This window comes from Roseibium algae, from assembly GCF_037783265.1.
GTDB classification, from domain to species: Bacteria; Pseudomonadota; Alphaproteobacteria; order Rhizobiales; family Stappiaceae; genus Roseibium; species Roseibium algae.
Map to the genome: position 1 here is coordinate 759,963 of NZ_JBAKIA010000001.1, position 18,290 is coordinate 778,252.

An 18,290-nucleotide genomic window follows, 5' to 3' on the forward strand; every position below is an offset into this window, starting at 1 on the left:
CGGAAATAGGGGACAGAAAATTTCTGTCCCCTAAACGCTTTATAGTCACATGAGATTAGGACGGAATGCCCAGCACGCGGTTACGCTTGTTGCTGTATGCAATGTCCGAAATCGCCATCCAGCTACCGATGTCCTGACGCGCATCAACAACGCTCTGGAAGATCTTCTTCGAAAGCGGGGAATGATCCATCGCTTCTTCGAGAACTTCAGCAGCAGCTTCACCAAATGCGTCGTAAACCTCATCGGAGAATTCACGAAGTTCAACACCATGTTCGGTGATGAGCTTTTGGAGGTAAACACCATTGTTGGCGTTTGTTTCAGCCATTGTTGCTGCATTTTCTTCAGCACAGGCAGCTTTGATGATTTCCTGATCTGTCTTCGACAGGGAACCCCACCAAGATGCGTTCATGCCCATGGCAAGCTGAGCGCCTGGCTCGTGCATGCCCGGGAAGTAGTAGTACTTGGCAGCTTCATAGAACTTCATGAAGTAATCATTGAACGGTCCAACCCATTCGGTAGCGTCAATAGCGCCTGAAACAAGGTTTTCATAGATCTGACCACCAGGCAGTGAAACTGGAGATGCGCCAAGCTTGGACATGACGTCGCCGCCCTGGCCAGGAATACGCATTTTCAGACCCTTTAGGTCGTCAGCGGATTCGATTTCCTTGTTGAACCAGCCGCCCATCTGCACGCCGGTGTTACCCATTGCGAGATTCTTGAGGCCGAATTCACCTGCAAGCTCATCCCAGAGCTGCTGTCCACCACCGAACTTAATCCAGGCGTCCATTTCAGTATAAGTTAGACCGAACGGAATCGCTGTGAAGGCAGCCCAACCAGGATGCTTGCCCTTCCAATAGTAATCAGCGCCAATGTATGCCTGAGCATTGCCGGAAGCAACTTCATCGAAGGAGTCAAACGCACCAACGCGTTCGCCAGCAGCAAAATACTGAACATTGATCCGACCTTCGGTCAATTCACCGATGCGTGCGGCAAGACGCTGCGCAGGAATACCGAGACCAGGAAAATCACGCGGCCAAGTGGACACGATCACCATGTCAGTGGTCGACTGAGCAATGGCTGGAGCTGCGAGTGTAGAAGCTGCAACGACACCACCGGCACCAAGACCAGCTTTCTTTATAAATGAACGACGATCCATATACTATTTCCTCCCAAAACGGACATCTATCCAATCGGCGGTTACACTTACACCGATCTGGCTTTATGTCTAGGTGAAGCTATAAGCCTACGGCTATTCGTGGTTTTGCGCATAGACTCAGCAATACTACTTAGACCCCCGCAAGACTCTCGCTTAAATAACACTTTAGACGCAACGAACGGTTGAGCCAGGTGACTTTCAAGACAAAATTATTGCTGATCACTATTTTGCCTTTGATCGCACTCTCTTTGCTGATCGGTGGTGCCAGTTACTACCAGGCTAGAGGCTTGATCGCCACCCAGACGCAAGCTCTTGAGGCCCGGATTCTCGCAGCAAAGCGACAGGAAATTCGAAATTACATAAGCTTAGCCTTAACGGCTATCGATCGCATTTATGATGAAGAACCAGGCGGTCGTGACGCTGCGCAAACGCAGGTCAAACAAATCATCAACAACATGACATTCGGCGAAGATGGCTATTTTTTCGTCTACTCGCTAGATGGCACAAATTTGGTGCATCCCAAACTTGCAAACCTTGTTGGAGGACAATGGTGGGATCTTCAGGACCCCGAAGGTGATTTCGTAATCCAAAACCTGATCGATACAGCTCTGAAAGGCGGCGGATTCCACGAATATGTCTGGCACAAGCCAAGTACCGGGCTAGTGGAAGAAAAGCTCGCCTATGCGGTTATTCTCGAAAAGTGGGAGTGGATGTTAGGCATCGGCCTCTATACGGGAGACATAGCACTGGAAGTTGATGCTATCAGGGCCGATTTCGCATCCTCAATTCGCCAAACCGTTTTTGTTGTTTTCGCAATCACACTTGGGGCCATTACTGTCGCAGGCACGCTCATTATCGGCGTTCGGTTTTCGGAACAGCGCTTTGCAGACAGCAAGCTGAAGGAATTGACCAACCGCATTTTTGAAGTTCAGGAGCAGGAACGCAAACGCGTCTCCACCGAGCTCCATGACAGTATTTCCCAATTGCTGATCTCGGTTCGCTATGGCATCGAAATGATCCAGTCAGAAGCCAGTAAGACACCAGATCTGCGCGCGCATGCGGATAAGTGCCTGCGCATTCTGGACAGTACAATCTCCGAAGTCCGCCGCATTTCGCGAGATTTACGCCCGAGCGTTCTGGATGACATGGGCCTGGCAACAGCTTTGATCAGCTTGGGGAAAGAGTTTGAAACCCAATCCGGTATCCGAGTCGACGTCTCGGCCGAACGCTGCCGCGATCGACTGTCTGACGCTGCAAAAACAGCGGTTTACCGATTGGTTCAAGAGGCAATGACAAATGTTGCCCGACATTCAGGAGCTACACATGTAGATATCAACCTGAAAGTCGGGTTCCACACACTCAACTTAAAAATCGAAGACAATGGTTGCGGCCTTCCAAGCCCACTCCCGGTCAACGCAGGCCTGGGCATTCGCAATATGCGCGAGCGTATGGAAACCCATAATGGTTTTCTCCAGCTGCAGAACGTGGCAGAAGGCGGCACACGCATTAAAGTCACGATGCCCCTCGACAAGACAGCAAAAAAGCAACACCACGATGGCTGAGAAGATGTCGACTAATTTCACTCCAGAGACGGTCAGGGTCATGCTCGCAGATGACCACGAACTTGTCCGCGACGGTATTCGCGCCCGACTAGCAAAAACCAGTATGTTGGAAGTTGTCGGCGAGGCCACCAATGGGCGAGAAGCCGTTGAAAAGGCCGATGCATTGCGTCCGGACGTCATCCTAATGGACGTCTCGATGCCCGTCATGAATGGCCTGGAAGCGGCCACTGAAATTCGCAAGCGTCAGCCAGAAGCCAACATTCTTGTGCTCTCGATCTACGACAACCCGGAATACGTCCGAGGTGTCGTGCAAGCAGGGGCCAAGGGTTACATTCTCAAGGACATCTCAGCTCAAGAGATGATTACGGCCATCACGAGCGTTGCAAGGGGGGGCTATTACTTCTCATCCGCTATTGGCCCGACACTCGTCGGCGGTCCTCCTGTGCAGGTCAACGACCCTTATGGTCTAACAGACCGGGAACGCCAGGTCCTCTCCCGCATCGCAAAAGGCCAACCGAATAAGGAGGTTGCCAAAAACCTTGGTATCAGCGTCAGGACGGTGGAATCTCACCGCTTGAACCTGAGAGAAAAAGTCGGCAACAAGAATGCTGCACAATTGTATAAAATCGCTCAGGAATTGGGCTTACTAGATTAGGCTGCCAGCCTAAGAGTCCCAAGCCTGACAATTGGATTAAGCCTTCCATGACACAACCACTCATTCTCGTCATCTCAGACGTCAAGCCTCTCGACGGCTACGACTGGCACGCAGCGCCCTCAACCTATCTCCAGGCACTGATCAAAGGGGCCAATGCGATCCCGGTCATTCTGCCGTCCTTTGGAACGGAGATCGATCTCGAGGCTGTACTGAACCGGGTCGATGGCGTTCTGGCAACTGGCTCGCGGTCAAATGTCAACCCGAAGCTCTATGGCCAGGAACCGACCGAAGCAAACGGCCCCTATGATCTGGACCGCGATGCAACGAGCCTTCCCCTGCTCCGCCTGGCCATCGATAAAGGCATTCCTGTTTTTGCCATCTGCAGAGGCATGCAGGAGCTGAACGTAGCTTTCGGCGGAACACTGTTGACTGAGATACAAGAATTGGAAGGCCGTACAGACCATCGTGCGCCCACGTCTGGCGATCAGGATGAACGCTTCCGTATTGCTCATCCCGTTGAAGTAAAACCAGCCAGCCAGCTTGGTAAAGCTGTCCAAAATCAGTCGATTGAGGTCAACTCCCTGCACCGTCAGGCGCTCGGGGAACTTGGCACCGGATTGGAAATTGAAGCCCAAGCGGCAGATGGCACCATCGAGGCTGTTTCCGTGAAGGGGGCCAAGGGCTTTGTCCTCGCCACCCAATGGCATCCCGAATATTGGTTTGCCAGCGACGGCCCATCGAAAAAGCTCTTTTCAGCGTTCGGAGATGCAGCAAGGCATTATGCAGCGAACAAATAGGGTCGGGTAGAATTTAGAGCCCCGGCTGGGCCCACTCAGCCCCAGCCGATGGTCGCAATCAACATGGTTGAACCCAGCAAGAATACGACCAGTGCACCCGCAATTTCAATTGTTCGGTGCACCCGCCCTGCCATTTTCGATCCATCTCCGAACAAACGCACGGCCAGTCCTTTCGCCCCCACAGCCAAGCCTGCCAGACAGGAAACAGTGATCCCTGTTCCCAAGGCCATGGCAAAGGTTGCCGCAATTCCGGCCAGCAGCATGCCTTGAGCAAGCGCAAATACCAGCACGATCAGTGCACCCGAACATGGCCTCAAGCCCACAGCAACGACAATGGACGCTGCTTTTCCGATCGTGATTCGCCCACGGACCATGTCCGGCGTGGGAGCATGAGCATGGCCGCATGTCGAGCAAACCCCATCAGCGTCAATTGCATGGGAATGCTCATGCCCATGATCGTGTTCATGATGGGCATGGTTGTGTCCGTGCCCGTGATCGTGATCGTGATCGTGATCGTGATCGTGATGCCCACCTCTGGTGCGGGCGAAAAGTGGCAAAATCGCCTTATGCCAGAGCAGATAACCGCCCAATGCAGTCACCAGCGCATAAGACCCAATCTCAAACCAGCGTGCCGTGTCCTGGATTGCAATTGAGGTCAACTTCAACAAGACGGCGGCGACCCCAACCAGCAGCACAGCAGTCATGGCCTGGGCAAAGGCAGAAACAAATGACAGTGCAATGCCCTTCTTCAAGGTCTCGTTGTTGGCAACAAGATAGGACGAGATCACCGCTTTTCCATGACCGGGACCAGCTGCATGGAAGATCCCATAGGCAAATGAAAGGCCGATCAGCAGCCAGCCCGCATGGGGATTGGAGCGAAACGCCCGCATTGCGCTGATCAGCTTTTGGTAAAATTCTTTTTGCAGCTGCGCAATTGTCCCAAACCAGCGGTCTGCAAGTCCAGGTGCGCTCATCTTAGTTGCAACAGACGCAGCGTCCGTTGCAGCAGGTTCCACATCAGTTGCCGCATCTGGCTTCGCCTCAACGACCGGCGCTGCCACTTGCGAGACAACAACAGCTGCATCGCTTGTTGCAGCACCATCAGATGCAACATCACACGTGACGATCATTTGGTTCACAAGATTGGAGGCGGCCAACTGCAGCTCTGGCGGCAATTCCCTTTGGTCCGCCCCAACTTGAGACAGAGCATAGGCCGTTGCGTCGTCAAGCTTCGGCGGCTCTTTGCGATCTATCCGGCATTGTCCCGGCGCGTTCTCAATGCCTGTTGCAGCATCGCCTTCAGCAAAACGAAAATCCACATAATAGGTCGGATCATAGACATCCAGAGTAATCGGCTGATCAGATTTCGAGGCTGCTGTCAGAGGCAGTGTGAAATGTAGTTCAAGAAGCTGCACTGTATCCGGGATTATCGTGCCATTCATCTGCTGATCTTCAGCCATCGCCTCGAAGTCTTCGGGTTTCATCGCCCAATAGTCTTTCAAGGGAACCGTCGCGACCTCAAGCCAGTAGTCTGTCGGCGGGTTGAAGTCGAACTCGATGCGCGTGTTGTCACCAAACGTAAAATAGCCGAAATCGGCCATGCTATCGATATTAACCTGAGTGAGCTCAGCAAGCTCTTCTCTCGAATAAGACCCGTCACCGTTCTTGTCGAACCCCTGTATAGCGAAAGCAGTAAAGGCGTCATCGAACCGGAAAACATGTTTCACAGCGACCGCTTCGCCCGCATCGTTGAAAACCAATTTGGTTCTGGCCTCAACAAAAACATGTGGGTGAGCCAAGGCTCCAAGACTACCAAACACAAGAGCCAAACAGGTAAGACATAGCCGAGACAGATAGCTCAAGTGCATGACGGAAAAGCCTGACTTCCAGAAGAATAGTAAAAGTGACGAGGTTCTGTGCCCTGAGAACGCGGCAGGATCAAGGCTGACGATATAATATTACACAACGCAAGGATGGATGAAGGATTATCGCCCGAAAACAGCTATTTGGAAAGATTCCATTCGAACAATTTGAAAAACCAAGCGTAAGAAACACATTATTTCTAAGCAACAGATCATACTTGGAGCACCACCATTTCAGGATCATGAGATATGATAACCGCACAGGAAATTGCTCCAGGTTCCTTGTCAAACAGTCTAACCGTCTTCGATCATTTTGAATTCGATGACCATGAAGACGTTGTTTTTGTAAGAGACAAAGTAACTGGCTTGACTGCAATTATCGCGGTTCACGACACCACTTTGGGTCCTGCGCTTGGCGGCTGCCGTATTTGGCCCTATCAAACAACGGCTGATGCTCTGACCGACGCATTGCGACTGTCTCGCGGCATGACATATAAAAACGCCCTCGCCGGCCTCGACCTTGGTGGTGGCAAGGCAGTCATCATCGCCGACCCGTGCAAAGACAAAACACCCGAATTGATGGAAGCGTTCGGAGCCCATGTGGAGCGCCTTGCTGGCACTTACATCACAGCGGAAGACGTTGGCGTTTCCCCTCAGGACATGGAAGCTGTCGCCCTGCAAACCAACCATGTCCGCGGTACAAAAGCGTCCGGTCTCGGCGACCCGTCTCCCTTTACAGCCCTTGGTGTTTTCAGCGGACTTCAAGCCGCAGCCAACCATGTTTACGGCACACACGATCTGACTGGAAAACGTGTTTCCGTTCAGGGTCTCGGTCATGTTGGCTTCGACCTATGCCGCCATCTTCATGACGCTGGGGCTCAATTGATAGTCGCGGACATTCACGCACCTGCTGTCGCAAGGGCCGTTGAAACCTTTGGCGCTGAAGCCGTTGATGCAAACTCTGCTCATAAGGTCGAAGCCGACATATTTGCCCCATGCGCGCTCGGTGGTATCTTGAATGGCCGTACTATCCCGCAAATCAGCGCAAAGATTATTGCTGGAGCTGCCAACAACCAGCTGCACAGGCCTGCAGACGGCCTTGCGCTGAACAAACGCGGTATTCTCTATGCGCCTGATTATGCCATCAATGCAGGCGGTGTGATCTCCATCGCTCTGGCGATACCTGGTGGCGGGGCTCAAAAGGTCAAAGAGAAAACACTGACTATCGGAGATACGCTCGCGCGCATTTTCCAGAAATCCGCAGCTCAGGGCGCAACACCGGAGCAAATCGCCGACCAGCTCGCAGAAGAACGACTGGTGCGCTCATTTCACGATAAACAGGCGGTAGACAGCTCTTAGCCAAATTACGTTTTTTAGAACTGCGTTCAGGATTTCGTGTGCTCAGCAAACCATGTAACGATGAAATCAACAAAGGCGCGGACCTTGCCAGTGAGATGCTTCCTGTGCGGATAGACTGCGTACACACCCAAATTGTCGGGTTGAAATTCTTCGAGAACAGGGACCAGCGTTCCCGCATTGATATCATCAGCCACGAACAACAATGGGGTTCTCAGAAAACCTAAGTGACAGAGCGCAGCATCCCGCCCGGCAGATGCACTGTTCACTTCTATCCGCCCCTTTACTGATATCGTCAGCCGTTCCTTATTGCTTGCAAAAACCCAGTTCTGCTTAAATCGATAATTGGTATCAATAACGCATGGCCGAGACGCAAGATCGTTTGGAACTTGCGGCACGCCATATTTCTCAATCACGGCAGGCGTCGCGCAGATGACCGGTCTGTAGTGAGCAATCTTTCTCGCAATAAGACTCGAATCCTGCATATCGGTCACGCGAATTGCCACATCGAAACCTTCGTCCACCACGTCAACAAATCGGTCCTCGAGGCGCAGATCCAGCGTGACATCAGGATTAGCTGCCAAAAATTCCATCATGGCCCGGTTGAAGAGACTATCCCCCATAGAGCGCGGAGCAGAAACTTTCAGACGCCCCCGCACGGCTTTTTGAGAAGATTGCACCGAGGCTTGCAGATCATCGATCCGTTGCAGAATTTCAACGGCCTCTTTGTAATAAGCCTCTCCAACTTCAGTCAGGGACACCTGCCGCGTCGTGCGGTTCAAAAGGCGCGCGCCAAGTTCATCCTCAAGTTCGCCGATGTATTTGGACACCAGTGCCTTTGAACGCCCCATCTCTCGGGCAGCAGCCGAGAACCCCTTGCTGTCGACCACCTGAATAAAGCAGCGCATACGGGTAATGGCATCCATGATTTCTCCAGTAAGTAAAGAAAGGCCTTAGCCGTGACCCTATCAATGATGTTACCACTTGCAACAGTCATGCTGAAAAGGCTTCTTTTTGCAAGTCAGGCTACAACGTCGTAAATATCAATCGACAGAAGCGCCGCCATCTGCACGTGGATCATGCGCGCCCTCAAGACCCCCCTTGTCATTGCGTACAATCATGCCTGCATGGCCCATGGTGTCAGAGTAATCGGACTGCATCTGTACCACCTCATGTCCGGCCTTTTCCAAATCACGGACAAGATCGGGGTCAAAACGGTTTTCCACACGCAAAGCCGTCGTGTCATCGCCCCAGGTTCGCCCGAGCAACCAACGCGGTTCATCGATCGCCTCGCCAACCGGCAGACCATTCAGAACATGACGTGCGAAGATTGCCGCCTGCGTTTGTGGCTGCCCTTCCCCGCCCATGGTCCCATAGGTCATCAAACGCCCGTCTGAAAGCCGTGCCATCGCCGGGTTCAGGGTGTGAAATGGTTGGCGACCCGGTTCCAAAACATTCAGCGCGTCAGGCCTGAGAGAGAAGCTCGCACCGCGATTTTGCCAAGTGATACCTGTCTTTGGCAGCACGCAGCCCGAACCGAATTCCCAGTAGATCGACTGAATGAAGGACACAGCGACGCCCTTCTTATCCACTGCGCCCATCCAGATTGTATCGCCAGCTTTACCGACATGGGGCCAGGCCAGCGCGCGACGCATATCAATTTTCGCAGCTTCTTCGGCCAGCCACTCAGGTGTAAGGAAGGATTTCGCTGGCTCCGGCAGATGCATAGGATCTGTAATGATCCGGTCACGAACCAAAAAAGCACGTTTGGTCGCCTCAACGAGGCCATGGACAAAATCAAAGCCTTCACGATCGCTTTTCGAGAGGCGGTCATAGAGACCAAGAATGATCAGGGAGGCCAAGCCTTGCGTTGGCGGCGGTGCATTAAACACCGTCCCGCATTTCAAATCGACTTTCAGCGGTTCCTTGAAGCGCGCTTCGAACTTCTCAAGATCCCTCTTCGTGACAGGAGATCCGATTCTTTCAAGATCATCTGCAATCGCCGCACTCACATCGCCCCGATAAAAGTCCTCGAACCCATCATAGCCAAGGTGCTGCAGCGTATCAACAAGCCGCTCTTGCTTGAGAATGTCACCTTGCTTCGGCGCCTTGCCATCAACCAGGAAAACATCGGCAAAGCCCGGCTGATCTTTGAGCTCGCCAAGTTTTTCAGCTGTCAGATCCGCCTGACTGCGAGACACAACGATGCCCTCTTTGGCGTATCGAACAGCGGCGCTCAATAGTTCCCGATTTGGGATTTTGCCTGCGCCAATCGCCTTTGCAGCCTCTTTGGCCTTGGCCCAGCCCCCAACAGTTCCGGCAACCGTCAGCGCCGCAAGAGGTCCTCTTGTCGGAATCGCTCCGAAGCCAGCATCATTATAGAGATTGATCGTCGCGTTGGACCCAGCACTCCCGCAGGCCATCAGTGCCTTGGGGTCTTTGTTAGGCTCCGAAATCAACCAGAATCCATCACCGCCGATGGCGTTCATATGCGGATAAACAACTGCAATGGTCGCAGCAGCTGCAATCATCGCCTCGATTGCAGATCCTCCCTCCGCAAGGATTTCGGCACCAGCATCCGCTGCAGCCTTATGCGGAGCAACAACCATTCCGCTGGACGAAGTAATCGTGTCCATGACCAAATCCTTGAAAGAGGTTTGTGCTTATTGAGGGGCTCGGCGCCGTCTGGCAAACCGCCCAAGGGAGAACAGAAAGCTGAGGCCAAGGAAACCTAAAAGGCCGCCCACTCCAGCACTGACTGCACCTTCTACGGTCACAGGCAATGCAGGTTCATAGTCTTCTGCCGTCGACTTGGCGAGCTTTGTATCCATGGATTCCAGAACCACTGCCAATCTGGAGAAAGGCCCAGCTGCGGCCAACGCCTCCTGTTGGTCGACAAGCTGTGAAAGCCGATATTGGGTCTGCTCCATGGTCTCACCCCGTTCGCGAGCAAAACCGTCATCACCAGACTTCAGCCGGGTGATGGCATCATCAACACTTAATCCAAAAGCCGCCGCATCATCTTCAAAATCAGTCATGACCGTCTGAAGCGCATCAATCGCACCGCCAATTCGTTGAAGATATTGCTGCGCAAATTCGGGCAACTGTGACGTTGCCGTCCCACAGAGAATTGAAAAAACCAGCATGATCATCCGCACCATATTGCCAGTCCTCCCTACGAACGGCACGCCAGATTAATGCGCGACTACTTCAGCGCGATAATGCCTGCCTCACCGACTTCAGACCCGAACGCGATGCGTTCCCCCATACTATCCCAGCTGATCGAACTCACAGGTCCGTTGCCAGGACGGCGCAGAAGAACTTCTGCATTGTCTTCGAAACGGCACAGCATGATCATCCCGTCAAGATAGCCTACCGCAATGACATCTTCCTTTGGATGACAGGCCACTGAAGACACTATCGTGTCTCCGCGCGTGCCCAGCTGCAATGGCGACTGCCCCATGGGGCCGGTCTTGCCGAAGAACGGCCAGCAAATCGCAGCAGCCGCGCCAGAAGTCGCCAAATAGCGCCCCTTATACGACCAGCTCCAGGATTTCACCTTGGATGGATAGCCAGTCATCCGCATGTCCTGATCGTCTGAAAGACGCCAGCCATGCAAAGCGTTTTCCTGCATGGAGGTGAACAGATATTTGCCATCCGGAGAGAACCCGATGCCAAGATGGGCCCCTTTCCAGGTCATTTCCTGCGGAGCAGCATCCGCATTGGCCCACCAGATTGTAGCTCCGTCATAGCGGGCAACAGCCAGCTTCATGCCCTTGGGCGCGAAGGCAAGTCCGCCAACAGCACGCTCATGAGCGAATTCTTTTTCCTTGCCATCAGCAAAGCGGACCCAGGCAGTGCGTCCAGATGCGAAACCAACCGAATCGTTCGGGCCACAGGCAAGCAGATCAATCCACTTGCGAGGACGCTCAGCGAGCGTAACAATCTCGCATCCAGGGGTGACCTTCTGAATTAGCCCGTCATCCCCAGCAGTCACCAGCGCTTTACCATCAAGGGTCATTTCAACGGCAAGGAGACCACCCTTGTGCATCTGCACACGATGCTCACCACCTTCAGCGAAACAGATGGAGCCATCGCCAAGCGCGAAGAAGGGACTGTCATTTAAAAAACCGGCGCGGACAACAAAGCCGTCCACGTCGATCGGAGCAACTGTCGGCACGCTGTTCCCCTACTTCACCACGCAGGCTTGAAAGCTCTGCTTCAAATAATCCCAATTGAGTTCGCGTCCGATGAAAACAAGGCGGCTCTGTCTTGGCTCATCTTCTTTCCAGTCCCGCTGATGATCTCCCTCGACAATCATATGTACGCCCTGGATCACATAACGTTGCGGATCTTCTTTCAACGCAATGATGCCCTTCAAACGCAGGATATTTGCTCCCTGAGCTTGGGTTACCTGATTGATCCAGGGAAAGAACAGATCCGGATCGAGATCACCCGCTGTCAGCGAAATACTTTTAACCGAATGGGGAGCATCATGATGATGGTCTTCGTGATCACAGTCAGGCCCGCAGTCGTGATCATGGCTATGACCATGGTCGTGATGATGATGGTCATGTCCGTGATCATCTTCAAGAAACTGCGGATCAAGCGACAGAATACGATCCAGATCAAACGAACCACGATCAAGCACGGCTTTCAGGTCAACCGCACAACGCTCTGTCAGATGGCGCACAGCATAAGGGTTGAGAGACTGGATCCGTGCTTCAACCGTGCTTAGTTCTTCCTTCGATACAAGATCAGTCTTGTTGATCAGGATAACATCGGCAAAGGCGATCTGGTCAGCGGCTTCTTCCGTGTCTTTCAAGCGCTGAAGCACATGCCGTGCATCAACAACGGTTACCACAGCATCAAGCTTGGACGCAGCCCGCACATCGTCATCCATGAAGAATGTCTGAGCAACTGGAGCCGGATCTGCAACACCGGTCGTCTCGACGATAATTGCGTCGAACGCACCCCGGCGCTTCATAAGGTTTTGAACAGTCCGGATCAGATCGCCGCGCACCGTGCAGCAAATACAACCGTTGTTCATTTCAAAAATTTCTTCGTCAGATTCGACGAGCAGATCGTTATCGATCCCCACTTCGCCAAACTCATTGACAATCACGGCATACTTCTGACCATGACTCTCTGTCAAAATGCGGTTCAACAGCGTTGTTTTGCCGGAACCAAGATAGCCAGTCAGTACTGTAACCGGAATTTGTGCAGTTTCAGTTTGTTGAGACGCAGACATGAGACATCCCCAGATCGGATACAGAAATGGCTGGACAGACTGCCCAGCCGTGAATCTTGAAGAATATAGACACTCATTCCCCCATTACCAGAACGAGCGATAAGGCACACTACCTGCGCCTTATCAACATCATCCAATGCAGCAAGGCATTCAAGCCCCAGAGAATGAAACCAGACGTTTGGACTTTTCGTCCCACAGCGCAAGATTAGCGCATTTCAAGCTTTCCCAAATTGTCATGCGATTAATATCGGCTAACTCAGGCTTCGCCGCCATGCACTCCTGCAGCCGATAGTTCGGGATCTGACTGCAAAGATGATGGATGTGATGCAGGCCAATATTTCCCGTGAACCAGTCCAGAATTTTCGGCAGGTCATAATAGGAAGATCCAAGAACCGCAGCTGTTTTCCGGTCCCATTCCTCTTCATTTGACCAATGCGTCTCTTCAAACTGGTGCTGAATGTAAAAGAGCCACACACCGCCAGCAGATGAAACCACGACGATAGGGGCAAAAAGCATCAGGAAGTCAGTCCACCCAAGTGCGTATACCAGCGCGCCATACACCGCCACAATTGCCGCATTCAGCGCCAAAACGCTGGTTGTCATCTGCCAGGATGAACGTTGCACTGTGAACGGCAAACGTTGGATGATCAGGAAGTGTAACACACCCCCGACAATCGTCAAAAAGAACGGATTTCTATAAATGCGGTATCCAACCCGCCGCAAAAACGGCAGCGCCCGATACTCCTCGACAGTCAAAGTGGTGATATCACCAATGCCACGCCGGTCCAAATTTGCAGAAGATGCGTGATGAAGAGCGTGAGCCCGCCGCCAATACGCATAAGGCGTCAATGTCACGATGCTGATGATACGCCCAGTGATGTCATTGGCCAGCTTCGAAGAGAAGAATGAGCCGTGTCCACAGTCATGCTGAATGATAAAGAAGCGGATCAGCAAGCCAGCAGTTGGAACCGCAAGCGCTAGCGTCAGCCAATAACTATAATCAAGGCTGAAATACATGGCCAAGAAGAGCGCGAAGAACGGAAGTGTCGTCGTCGCGATTTGGCCTGCAGCGCGCCAGCCATTCGGAGTGCGGTAGCGCGCACAATGGACCGCGAGCTCCTGGATTTGATCTTTCAGCAATGGGATGTCCCGACTGTCGTTATTGTTGTTTTCTTTTCGGGACCTACCCCCTTGAGACAAGGGTTTAGCCAGACGCAAGGCCTTAGGTCAATGAACCTTCTGTCGCAGAATGAACAGTTTCCTCAAAACTTCCAACCATAAAATGCAGTTATGCTGGAAAACTACCCCATTTTGTCTATGGTTCGCAGCTGAACCTTAGCGCCATGTGCGCTCACAAGAAAGTCATCCCATTGAGCGCATTTTTCGAAGAATTGGATCATCGACCGACCCCAATCGGAGCTCTGAGCCTGCGGCGGCGGCGTGACATGCTCTCCGGCGATGACTATTATGAGATCATTCTGGGCGACGCCTATCTGATGTCCAGCCGCTTTGTTGTCGCCGAAGAAGACCTGTCTCGGCTTGGACTGGACGCGGTAACTGGAGAGGACCTTCAAGTTGCTGTCGGCGGATTGGGCCTGGGTTATACGGCCAGAGCAGCACTCCAGGACAAGCGCGTCGGGTCGCTTCTTGTGATCGACGCTTTGGATCCAGTCATCGAATGGCACGAACAGGGTTTGCTGCCTGTCGGACAGGAACTGACCGCAGATGGTCGCTGCCGCTTTCAGCATGGCGACTTCTTTGACCTGGCCGCCTCGTCCTCAGGCTTTGACAATCAGGAGCAAGGCAAAAAATTCGATGCTATCCTGGTTGATATAGACCACTCGCCGACAAATGTGCTCGATTCGAAGAACCTCGAATTCTACACCACAGACGGCTTGAGGAGCCTTGCGCAACATCTTCGCCCCGGCGGGGTGTTCGCGCTGTGGTCAAATGATCCACCTGAAGCCAGGTTTGAAGCGGTTCTCAACGACGTCTTTTCAAAAACCGAAAGCCACGTCATTCCATTCACCAGTCCGCTGAATGATGTCGAGGAAACCAACACAGTCTATACTGCAACACTCTGACTGCCTGCCAAATATATGCGCTCAATCGTCAATCGATCTCATTTATGAATTCGTGACATGGATGATTGAGCGCTTCAAAATAGCAGTAAAATCCAACGGGGGAAATATGCTTAAAACAATCGCCGGATTTGATCGTATTGGCGAAGAAAACGCCTTCGCCGTGCTGGCGCGCGCCACAAAACTTGCGTCTGAAGGCCGGGACATCATCAACCTTGGCATCGGCCAGCCGGACTTTCAAACACCCGGTCATATTGTTGAAGCCGCGATCAAGGCGCTCAGGGATGGCCACCATGGCTACACCCCGGCAACAGGCATCCTCCCATTGCGTGAGGCTGTTTGCTCCGATTTGCACAAACGCATCGGCGTAGACACAAACCCGGACAACGTTCTGATCGTCCCCGGCGGCAAGGTGACCATGTTCATGGCCATCTTGATGTTTGGAGAACCAGGCGCGGAAATTCTCTACCCGGACCCGGGTTTCCCGATCTACCGGTCCATGATCGAGTTCACCGGTGCAAAGCCAATACCGGTTCCTATCCGCGAAGAAAATGAGTTCGCGTTCTCAGCGGAGGAAACACTCTCTCTTCTGACCGACAAGACCAGGCTGCTCATCCTCAACTCACCGGCGAACCCAACCGGCGGTATTACACCGCGCTCCGAGATCGAAAAGCTGGTCAGGGGACTGGAAGCCTTCCCGAATGTCGCCATCATGTCTGATGAAATCTATGGACAGATGACTTACGACGGCATGGAGCATGTCTCCTTGCTTGGCTTTGCGGAAATCCGTGACCGTCTGATCCTGCTGGATGGCTGGTCAAAGACCTATGCCATGACAGGATGGCGCATGGGTTATTCGCTCTGGCCCGATCAACTGACCGACAAGGCACGCAAGCTCGCCGTCAACGCATGGTCCTGCGTCAATGCAACGGCGCAATATGCCGGAATGGCCGCTTTGACAGGCCCACAAGATGAAGCCCGCGCCATGGTTGCCGAGTTCGACAAACGCCGAAAAGTGGTTGTAGAAGGCCTGAATGCCTTGCCCGATACATCCTGTCGCACGCCGCTCGGAGCCTTTTATGCCTTCCCAAATATCAAGGCGACGGGCTGGAAGGCCAAGGAATTGGCCTCCGCCCTTCTTGAAGAAGCCGGTGTTGCTGTGATCGGCGGGCCTGATTTCGGCATCCTCGGCGAGGGGTACATTCGCCTGAGCTACGCCAATTCGACAGAGAACATCCAACGCGCCCTGAAGCGGATGGAGACATTCCTCGCAGAACACCGGAAAAGCTAGGATTTGCACCCAGCTTTTCCGAACGTGACAGCCATCATGCCTTTTGCGGGGTTTCCGCAACCGGTGTGATGGCGCGGCCCTTCTCGAACCACTGAGACAAGTTGTCTGCAACAAGTTGCCCCATCGCATCACGGGTATGAACGGACGCGGATCCAACATGTGGCAGCACCACCAGATTGCTCTGCTTCAACAGCGCTTCCGGTACCTGGGGTTCATTCTCAAAAACGTCCAGACCCGCAGCATGGATCGTGTTGTCAGCAAGTGCCTGCGCCAGCGCCGCCTCGTCAACAACAGTTCCACGACCAACGTTGATCAAAACCCCATCCGGCCCCAGCGCTTTCAGGATCTCGGCATTCACAAGATGATGGGTGTCCTCCCCACCAGGCGCGACCAGCATCAAGGTATCACAAGCTTCCGCCATACCTTCAAGCGTGTCGTGATAAGGGTATTCAACACCCGCCTGACGGCTCCGCCCATGATAATGAACTGCAAGGCCCAGAGCCTCAGCCCGCAATGCGATTGCCTTACCAATTCGGCCGAGGCCCAAAATGCCGAGCGTTCGACCCCGAAGTGTTCCTTTGGTCAGGCGGTAGCTGCCTTTGCCAGTCCAGTTCCCGTCCCGCACCCATTTTTCAGCCGCTGACAGTTCCCGAACAGTCATGATCAGCAACCCGATGGCAGTGTCCGCAACCTCTTCGGTCAAGACATCAGGCGTGTTAGTCACCATGACACCACGTTTGCCGCATTCAACCGCATTGATGTTGTCGTAGCCGACACCGAAGTTGGAAACGATTTCAAGGCTGGGGAACTGCTGGAGGAAATCCGCATCGACTTTGGCACCCAGCACTGCAATGCCTTTGATGCGCTCGGCAACCGCCTCGATAGCAGCCTTCGGATCAGCAGCCTCATAGGTCTTGTGGAGATTAAACTTTGTCGCCAGACCGTCGATGACCACATCACGCATTGCCCGCGGCACCAGAATATCAATTTTAGTCATAATCATCCCCTTTAGACCGATGAAGGCCCATTTTTCATACTGTGCGGATCTGAATGGATTTGGCTGATGATGGCAAGGGCGATCTGCTCAACCTTCGGTTAGCATCCCACCAACAGACCCGAAAAGGTTTTCGGATCAGCATATTGACCATACGTAGGGCATGCGGCAATCTGCCCACAATTATAACTGGGAGGAAATAATGAAAACGATTAATTGGGTGGCGCGCGCCACTCTCGCATTAGGCATGTTCGCTGGAGCATATGCCTCAACGGCCCAGGCTGCCGATACGACATTGCGCATTTCACTTCAGCTTCCGCTGACCAGTCACCTTGGACAAAACCTCTCCCTCTTCAAGGAAGAAGTGGAAAAGACATCCAATGGCGAGATCGCTGTAGAAATCTATGACAGCGCGCAGCTCTACAAGGACAAGGAAGTCCCGGCAGCTGTTGGCGCAGGTGCCATTGAAATGGGAGTTGCATCCCTGACCCGTTATGTCGGCGACATACCGGCAGTCGACATTTTCTATCAGCCGTTCCTGTTTGACAGCGAAGAAAAAGTTCGTGCAGCTGTAGCCAAAGGCTCACCAGTTCGTGGCCCTCTTGATGAAGCCATAAAAGACACTGGTTCAACGGTCCTTTGGTGGCAGGCTTATGGTGGAGCCATTCTGCTTTCCAACGGCGGCCCGCTCAAGACACCCGCTGACATGGAAGGCAAAAAGGTCCGTGTCTTTGGCAAAACCCTCGGCGACTTCGTCAAGGCAGCTGGAGGCGCACCAACGCTCGTGTCAGGCTCCGAACAGTACCTCGCATATCAGCGCGGCACGGTTGATATCGGCATGACCGGTATTTCTGGCGTGAAGTCCCGCAAGCTTTGGGAAGTCATGGACACGGTGACCGTCACCAACCACGCTGACATCGAGTTCATCGTTGTTGTGAACACCGATTTCTGGAACGGCCTTTCTGATGAGCATAAGGCTCTCATTGAGGCTGCCGCCATGAAAGCCGAAGCTGACGTTCGGGACCGGATGTCCGGCATTGAAGCCGCAGCCTACGCTGCCGCGGAAGAAAATGGCATGACAATCTACCGGCCAACAGCCGAAGAGACTGCCGCCTGGAAAGCCGTGTCCAAACCTGTATATGACACATACACCGAAAAAGCTGGCGACCTCGGCGCCAAAGTCATGAAAGCAGCTCAGGGTCTCTAAAGCCTGCTGGACATCTGACTGACCAGGGCTAGACCCCTAAGCCTCCGGGTGCTTTCTGCTCCCGGAGGATTTCCTCTT

16 protein-coding genes are annotated in these 18,290 nt (G+C 53.1%); 7 read left to right on the plus strand and 9 right to left on the minus strand.

Annotated features, from left to right (window positions below; translation table 11 throughout):
- Positions 1–55: 55 nt before the first annotated feature.
- A complete protein-coding gene (locus tag V6575_RS03475; RefSeq protein WP_340272650.1) occupies positions 56–1,156 on the minus strand; it encodes a TRAP transporter substrate-binding protein in 1,101 nt (366 codons plus the stop codon).
- A 191-nt stretch (positions 1,157–1,347) separates the two neighbouring features.
- On the opposite strand from V6575_RS03475, the gene V6575_RS03480 reads away from it, so the two are divergent.
- Genes V6575_RS03480 through V6575_RS03490 form a run of 3 tightly spaced genes read left to right on the plus strand, consistent with a single transcriptional unit; the run spans position 1,348 to position 4,170 of the window.
- Entirely contained in the window at positions 1,348–2,718 is a 1,371-nt protein-coding gene (locus V6575_RS03480) for a cache domain-containing protein (protein WP_340272651.1), read from the plus strand.
- Positions 2,711–3,373 (plus strand): response regulator transcription factor, encoded by a 663-nt coding sequence (locus tag V6575_RS03485; protein WP_340272652.1) that lies wholly within the window; start codon positions 2,711–2,713, stop codon positions 3,371–3,373. The genes V6575_RS03480 and V6575_RS03485 overlap by 8 nt, the downstream gene beginning before the upstream one ends.
- Before the next feature lie 47 nt (positions 3,374–3,420).
- Positions 3,421–4,170 carry a gamma-glutamyl-gamma-aminobutyrate hydrolase family protein gene (locus V6575_RS03490; protein WP_340272653.1) on the plus strand — a complete coding sequence of 250 codons (750 nt, stop codon included), beginning with the start codon at positions 3,421–3,423 and terminating at the stop codon, positions 4,168–4,170.
- Positions 4,171–4,205: 35 nt separating this feature from the next.
- Here the strand turns inward: V6575_RS03490 and V6575_RS03495 are convergent, their stop codons facing one another.
- Positions 4,206–6,038: a HoxN/HupN/NixA family nickel/cobalt transporter gene (locus tag V6575_RS03495; protein ID WP_340272654.1), complete on the minus strand. Its 1,833-nt coding sequence runs from the start codon at positions 6,036–6,038 to the stop codon at positions 4,206–4,208.
- A gap of 243 nt (positions 6,039–6,281) precedes the next feature.
- Between V6575_RS03495 and V6575_RS03500 the strand changes: the two genes are divergently transcribed.
- Positions 6,282–7,391, plus strand: a complete 1,110-nt coding sequence (locus tag V6575_RS03500) for a Glu/Leu/Phe/Val dehydrogenase dimerization domain-containing protein (protein WP_340272655.1) — start codon at positions 6,282–6,284, stop codon at positions 7,389–7,391.
- A gap of 26 nt (positions 7,392–7,417) precedes the next feature.
- Here V6575_RS03500 and V6575_RS03505 read toward each other — a convergent pair whose 3' ends face one another.
- The 6 genes from V6575_RS03505 to V6575_RS03530 all read right to left on the minus strand — a co-directional run bounded on the left by V6575_RS03505 (position 7,418) and on the right by V6575_RS03530 (position 13,779).
- Complete coding sequence (locus tag V6575_RS03505) at positions 7,418–8,314, minus strand: LysR family transcriptional regulator (RefSeq protein WP_340272656.1); 897 nt, start codon at positions 8,312–8,314, stop codon at positions 7,418–7,420.
- Between the two features lie 117 nt (positions 8,315–8,431).
- Positions 8,432–10,024, minus strand: coding sequence for a gamma-glutamyltransferase family protein (locus V6575_RS03510; RefSeq protein WP_340272658.1), 1,593 nt, complete (start codon positions 10,022–10,024; stop codon positions 8,432–8,434).
- A 27-nt stretch (positions 10,025–10,051) separates the two neighbouring features.
- A complete protein-coding gene (locus V6575_RS03515) occupies positions 10,052–10,549 on the minus strand; it encodes a DUF2937 family protein (RefSeq protein ID WP_340272659.1) in 498 nt (165 codons plus the stop codon).
- Between the two features lie 44 nt (positions 10,550–10,593).
- Positions 10,594–11,568, minus strand: a complete 975-nt coding sequence (locus tag V6575_RS03520) for a WD40 repeat domain-containing protein (protein ID WP_340272660.1) — start codon at positions 11,566–11,568, stop codon at positions 10,594–10,596.
- A gap of 9 nt (positions 11,569–11,577) precedes the next feature.
- Entirely contained in the window at positions 11,578–12,639 is a 1,062-nt protein-coding gene (locus V6575_RS03525; protein ID WP_340272661.1) for a CobW family GTP-binding protein, read from the minus strand.
- Between the two features lie 150 nt (positions 12,640–12,789).
- A complete protein-coding gene (locus V6575_RS03530) occupies positions 12,790–13,779 on the minus strand; it encodes a fatty acid desaturase (RefSeq protein ID WP_340272662.1) in 990 nt (329 codons plus the stop codon).
- Between the two features lie 230 nt (positions 13,780–14,009).
- On the opposite strand from V6575_RS03530, the gene V6575_RS03535 reads away from it, so the two are divergent.
- Positions 14,010–14,723, plus strand: coding sequence for a polyamine aminopropyltransferase (locus V6575_RS03535; RefSeq protein WP_340272663.1), 714 nt, complete (start codon positions 14,010–14,012; stop codon positions 14,721–14,723).
- A gap of 106 nt (positions 14,724–14,829) precedes the next feature.
- The gene (locus V6575_RS03540; RefSeq protein ID WP_340272664.1) at positions 14,830–16,011 is read left to right on the plus strand and encodes a pyridoxal phosphate-dependent aminotransferase; all 1,182 of its coding nucleotides are present in this window, start codon (positions 14,830–14,832) and stop codon (positions 16,009–16,011) included.
- 34 nt (positions 16,012–16,045) lie between these two features.
- Here the strand turns inward: V6575_RS03540 and V6575_RS03545 are convergent, their stop codons facing one another.
- Positions 16,046–17,008: a 2-hydroxyacid dehydrogenase gene (locus V6575_RS03545; RefSeq protein WP_340272665.1), complete on the minus strand. Its 963-nt coding sequence runs from the start codon at positions 17,006–17,008 to the stop codon at positions 16,046–16,048.
- 199 nt (positions 17,009–17,207) lie between these two features.
- On the opposite strand from V6575_RS03545, the gene V6575_RS03550 reads away from it, so the two are divergent.
- Positions 17,208–18,212, plus strand: coding sequence for a TRAP transporter substrate-binding protein (locus V6575_RS03550; RefSeq protein WP_340272666.1), 1,005 nt, complete (start codon positions 17,208–17,210; stop codon positions 18,210–18,212).
- The last annotated feature ends 78 nt before the right edge of the window (positions 18,213–18,290 follow it).

Excerpts from the sequence above, each read along its gene's own strand:
- V6575_RS03475 (WP_340272650.1), bottom strand. The coding sequence starts at position 1,156 with ATGGATCGTCGTTCATTTATAAAGAAAGCTGGTCTTGGTGCCGGTGGT.
- V6575_RS03485 (WP_340272652.1), top strand. The coding sequence starts at position 2,711 with ATGGCTGAGAAGATGTCGACTAATTTCACTCCAGAGACGGTCAGGGTC.
- V6575_RS03490 (WP_340272653.1), top strand. The coding sequence starts at position 3,421 with ATGACACAACCACTCATTCTCGTCATCTCAGACGTCAAGCCTCTCGAC.
- V6575_RS03495 (WP_340272654.1), bottom strand. The coding sequence starts at position 6,038 with ATGCACTTGAGCTATCTGTCTCGGCTATGTCTTACCTGTTTGGCTCTT.
- V6575_RS03500 (WP_340272655.1), top strand. The coding sequence starts at position 6,282 with ATGATAACCGCACAGGAAATTGCTCCAGGTTCCTTGTCAAACAGTCTA.
- V6575_RS03505 (WP_340272656.1), bottom strand. The coding sequence starts at position 8,314 with ATGGATGCCATTACCCGTATGCGCTGCTTTATTCAGGTGGTCGACAGC.
- V6575_RS03510 (WP_340272658.1), bottom strand. The coding sequence starts at position 10,024 with ATGGACACGATTACTTCGTCCAGCGGAATGGTTGTTGCTCCGCATAAG.
- V6575_RS03515 (WP_340272659.1), bottom strand. The coding sequence starts at position 10,549 with ATGGTGCGGATGATCATGCTGGTTTTTTCAATTCTCTGTGGGACGGCA.
- V6575_RS03525 (WP_340272661.1), bottom strand. The coding sequence starts at position 12,639 with ATGTCTGCGTCTCAACAAACTGAAACTGCACAAATTCCGGTTACAGTA.
- V6575_RS03540 (WP_340272664.1), top strand. The coding sequence starts at position 14,830 with ATGCTTAAAACAATCGCCGGATTTGATCGTATTGGCGAAGAAAACGCC.
- V6575_RS03545 (WP_340272665.1), bottom strand. The coding sequence starts at position 17,008 with ATGACTAAAATTGATATTCTGGTGCCGCGGGCAATGCGTGATGTGGTC.
- V6575_RS03550 (WP_340272666.1), top strand. The coding sequence starts at position 17,208 with ATGAAAACGATTAATTGGGTGGCGCGCGCCACTCTCGCATTAGGCATG.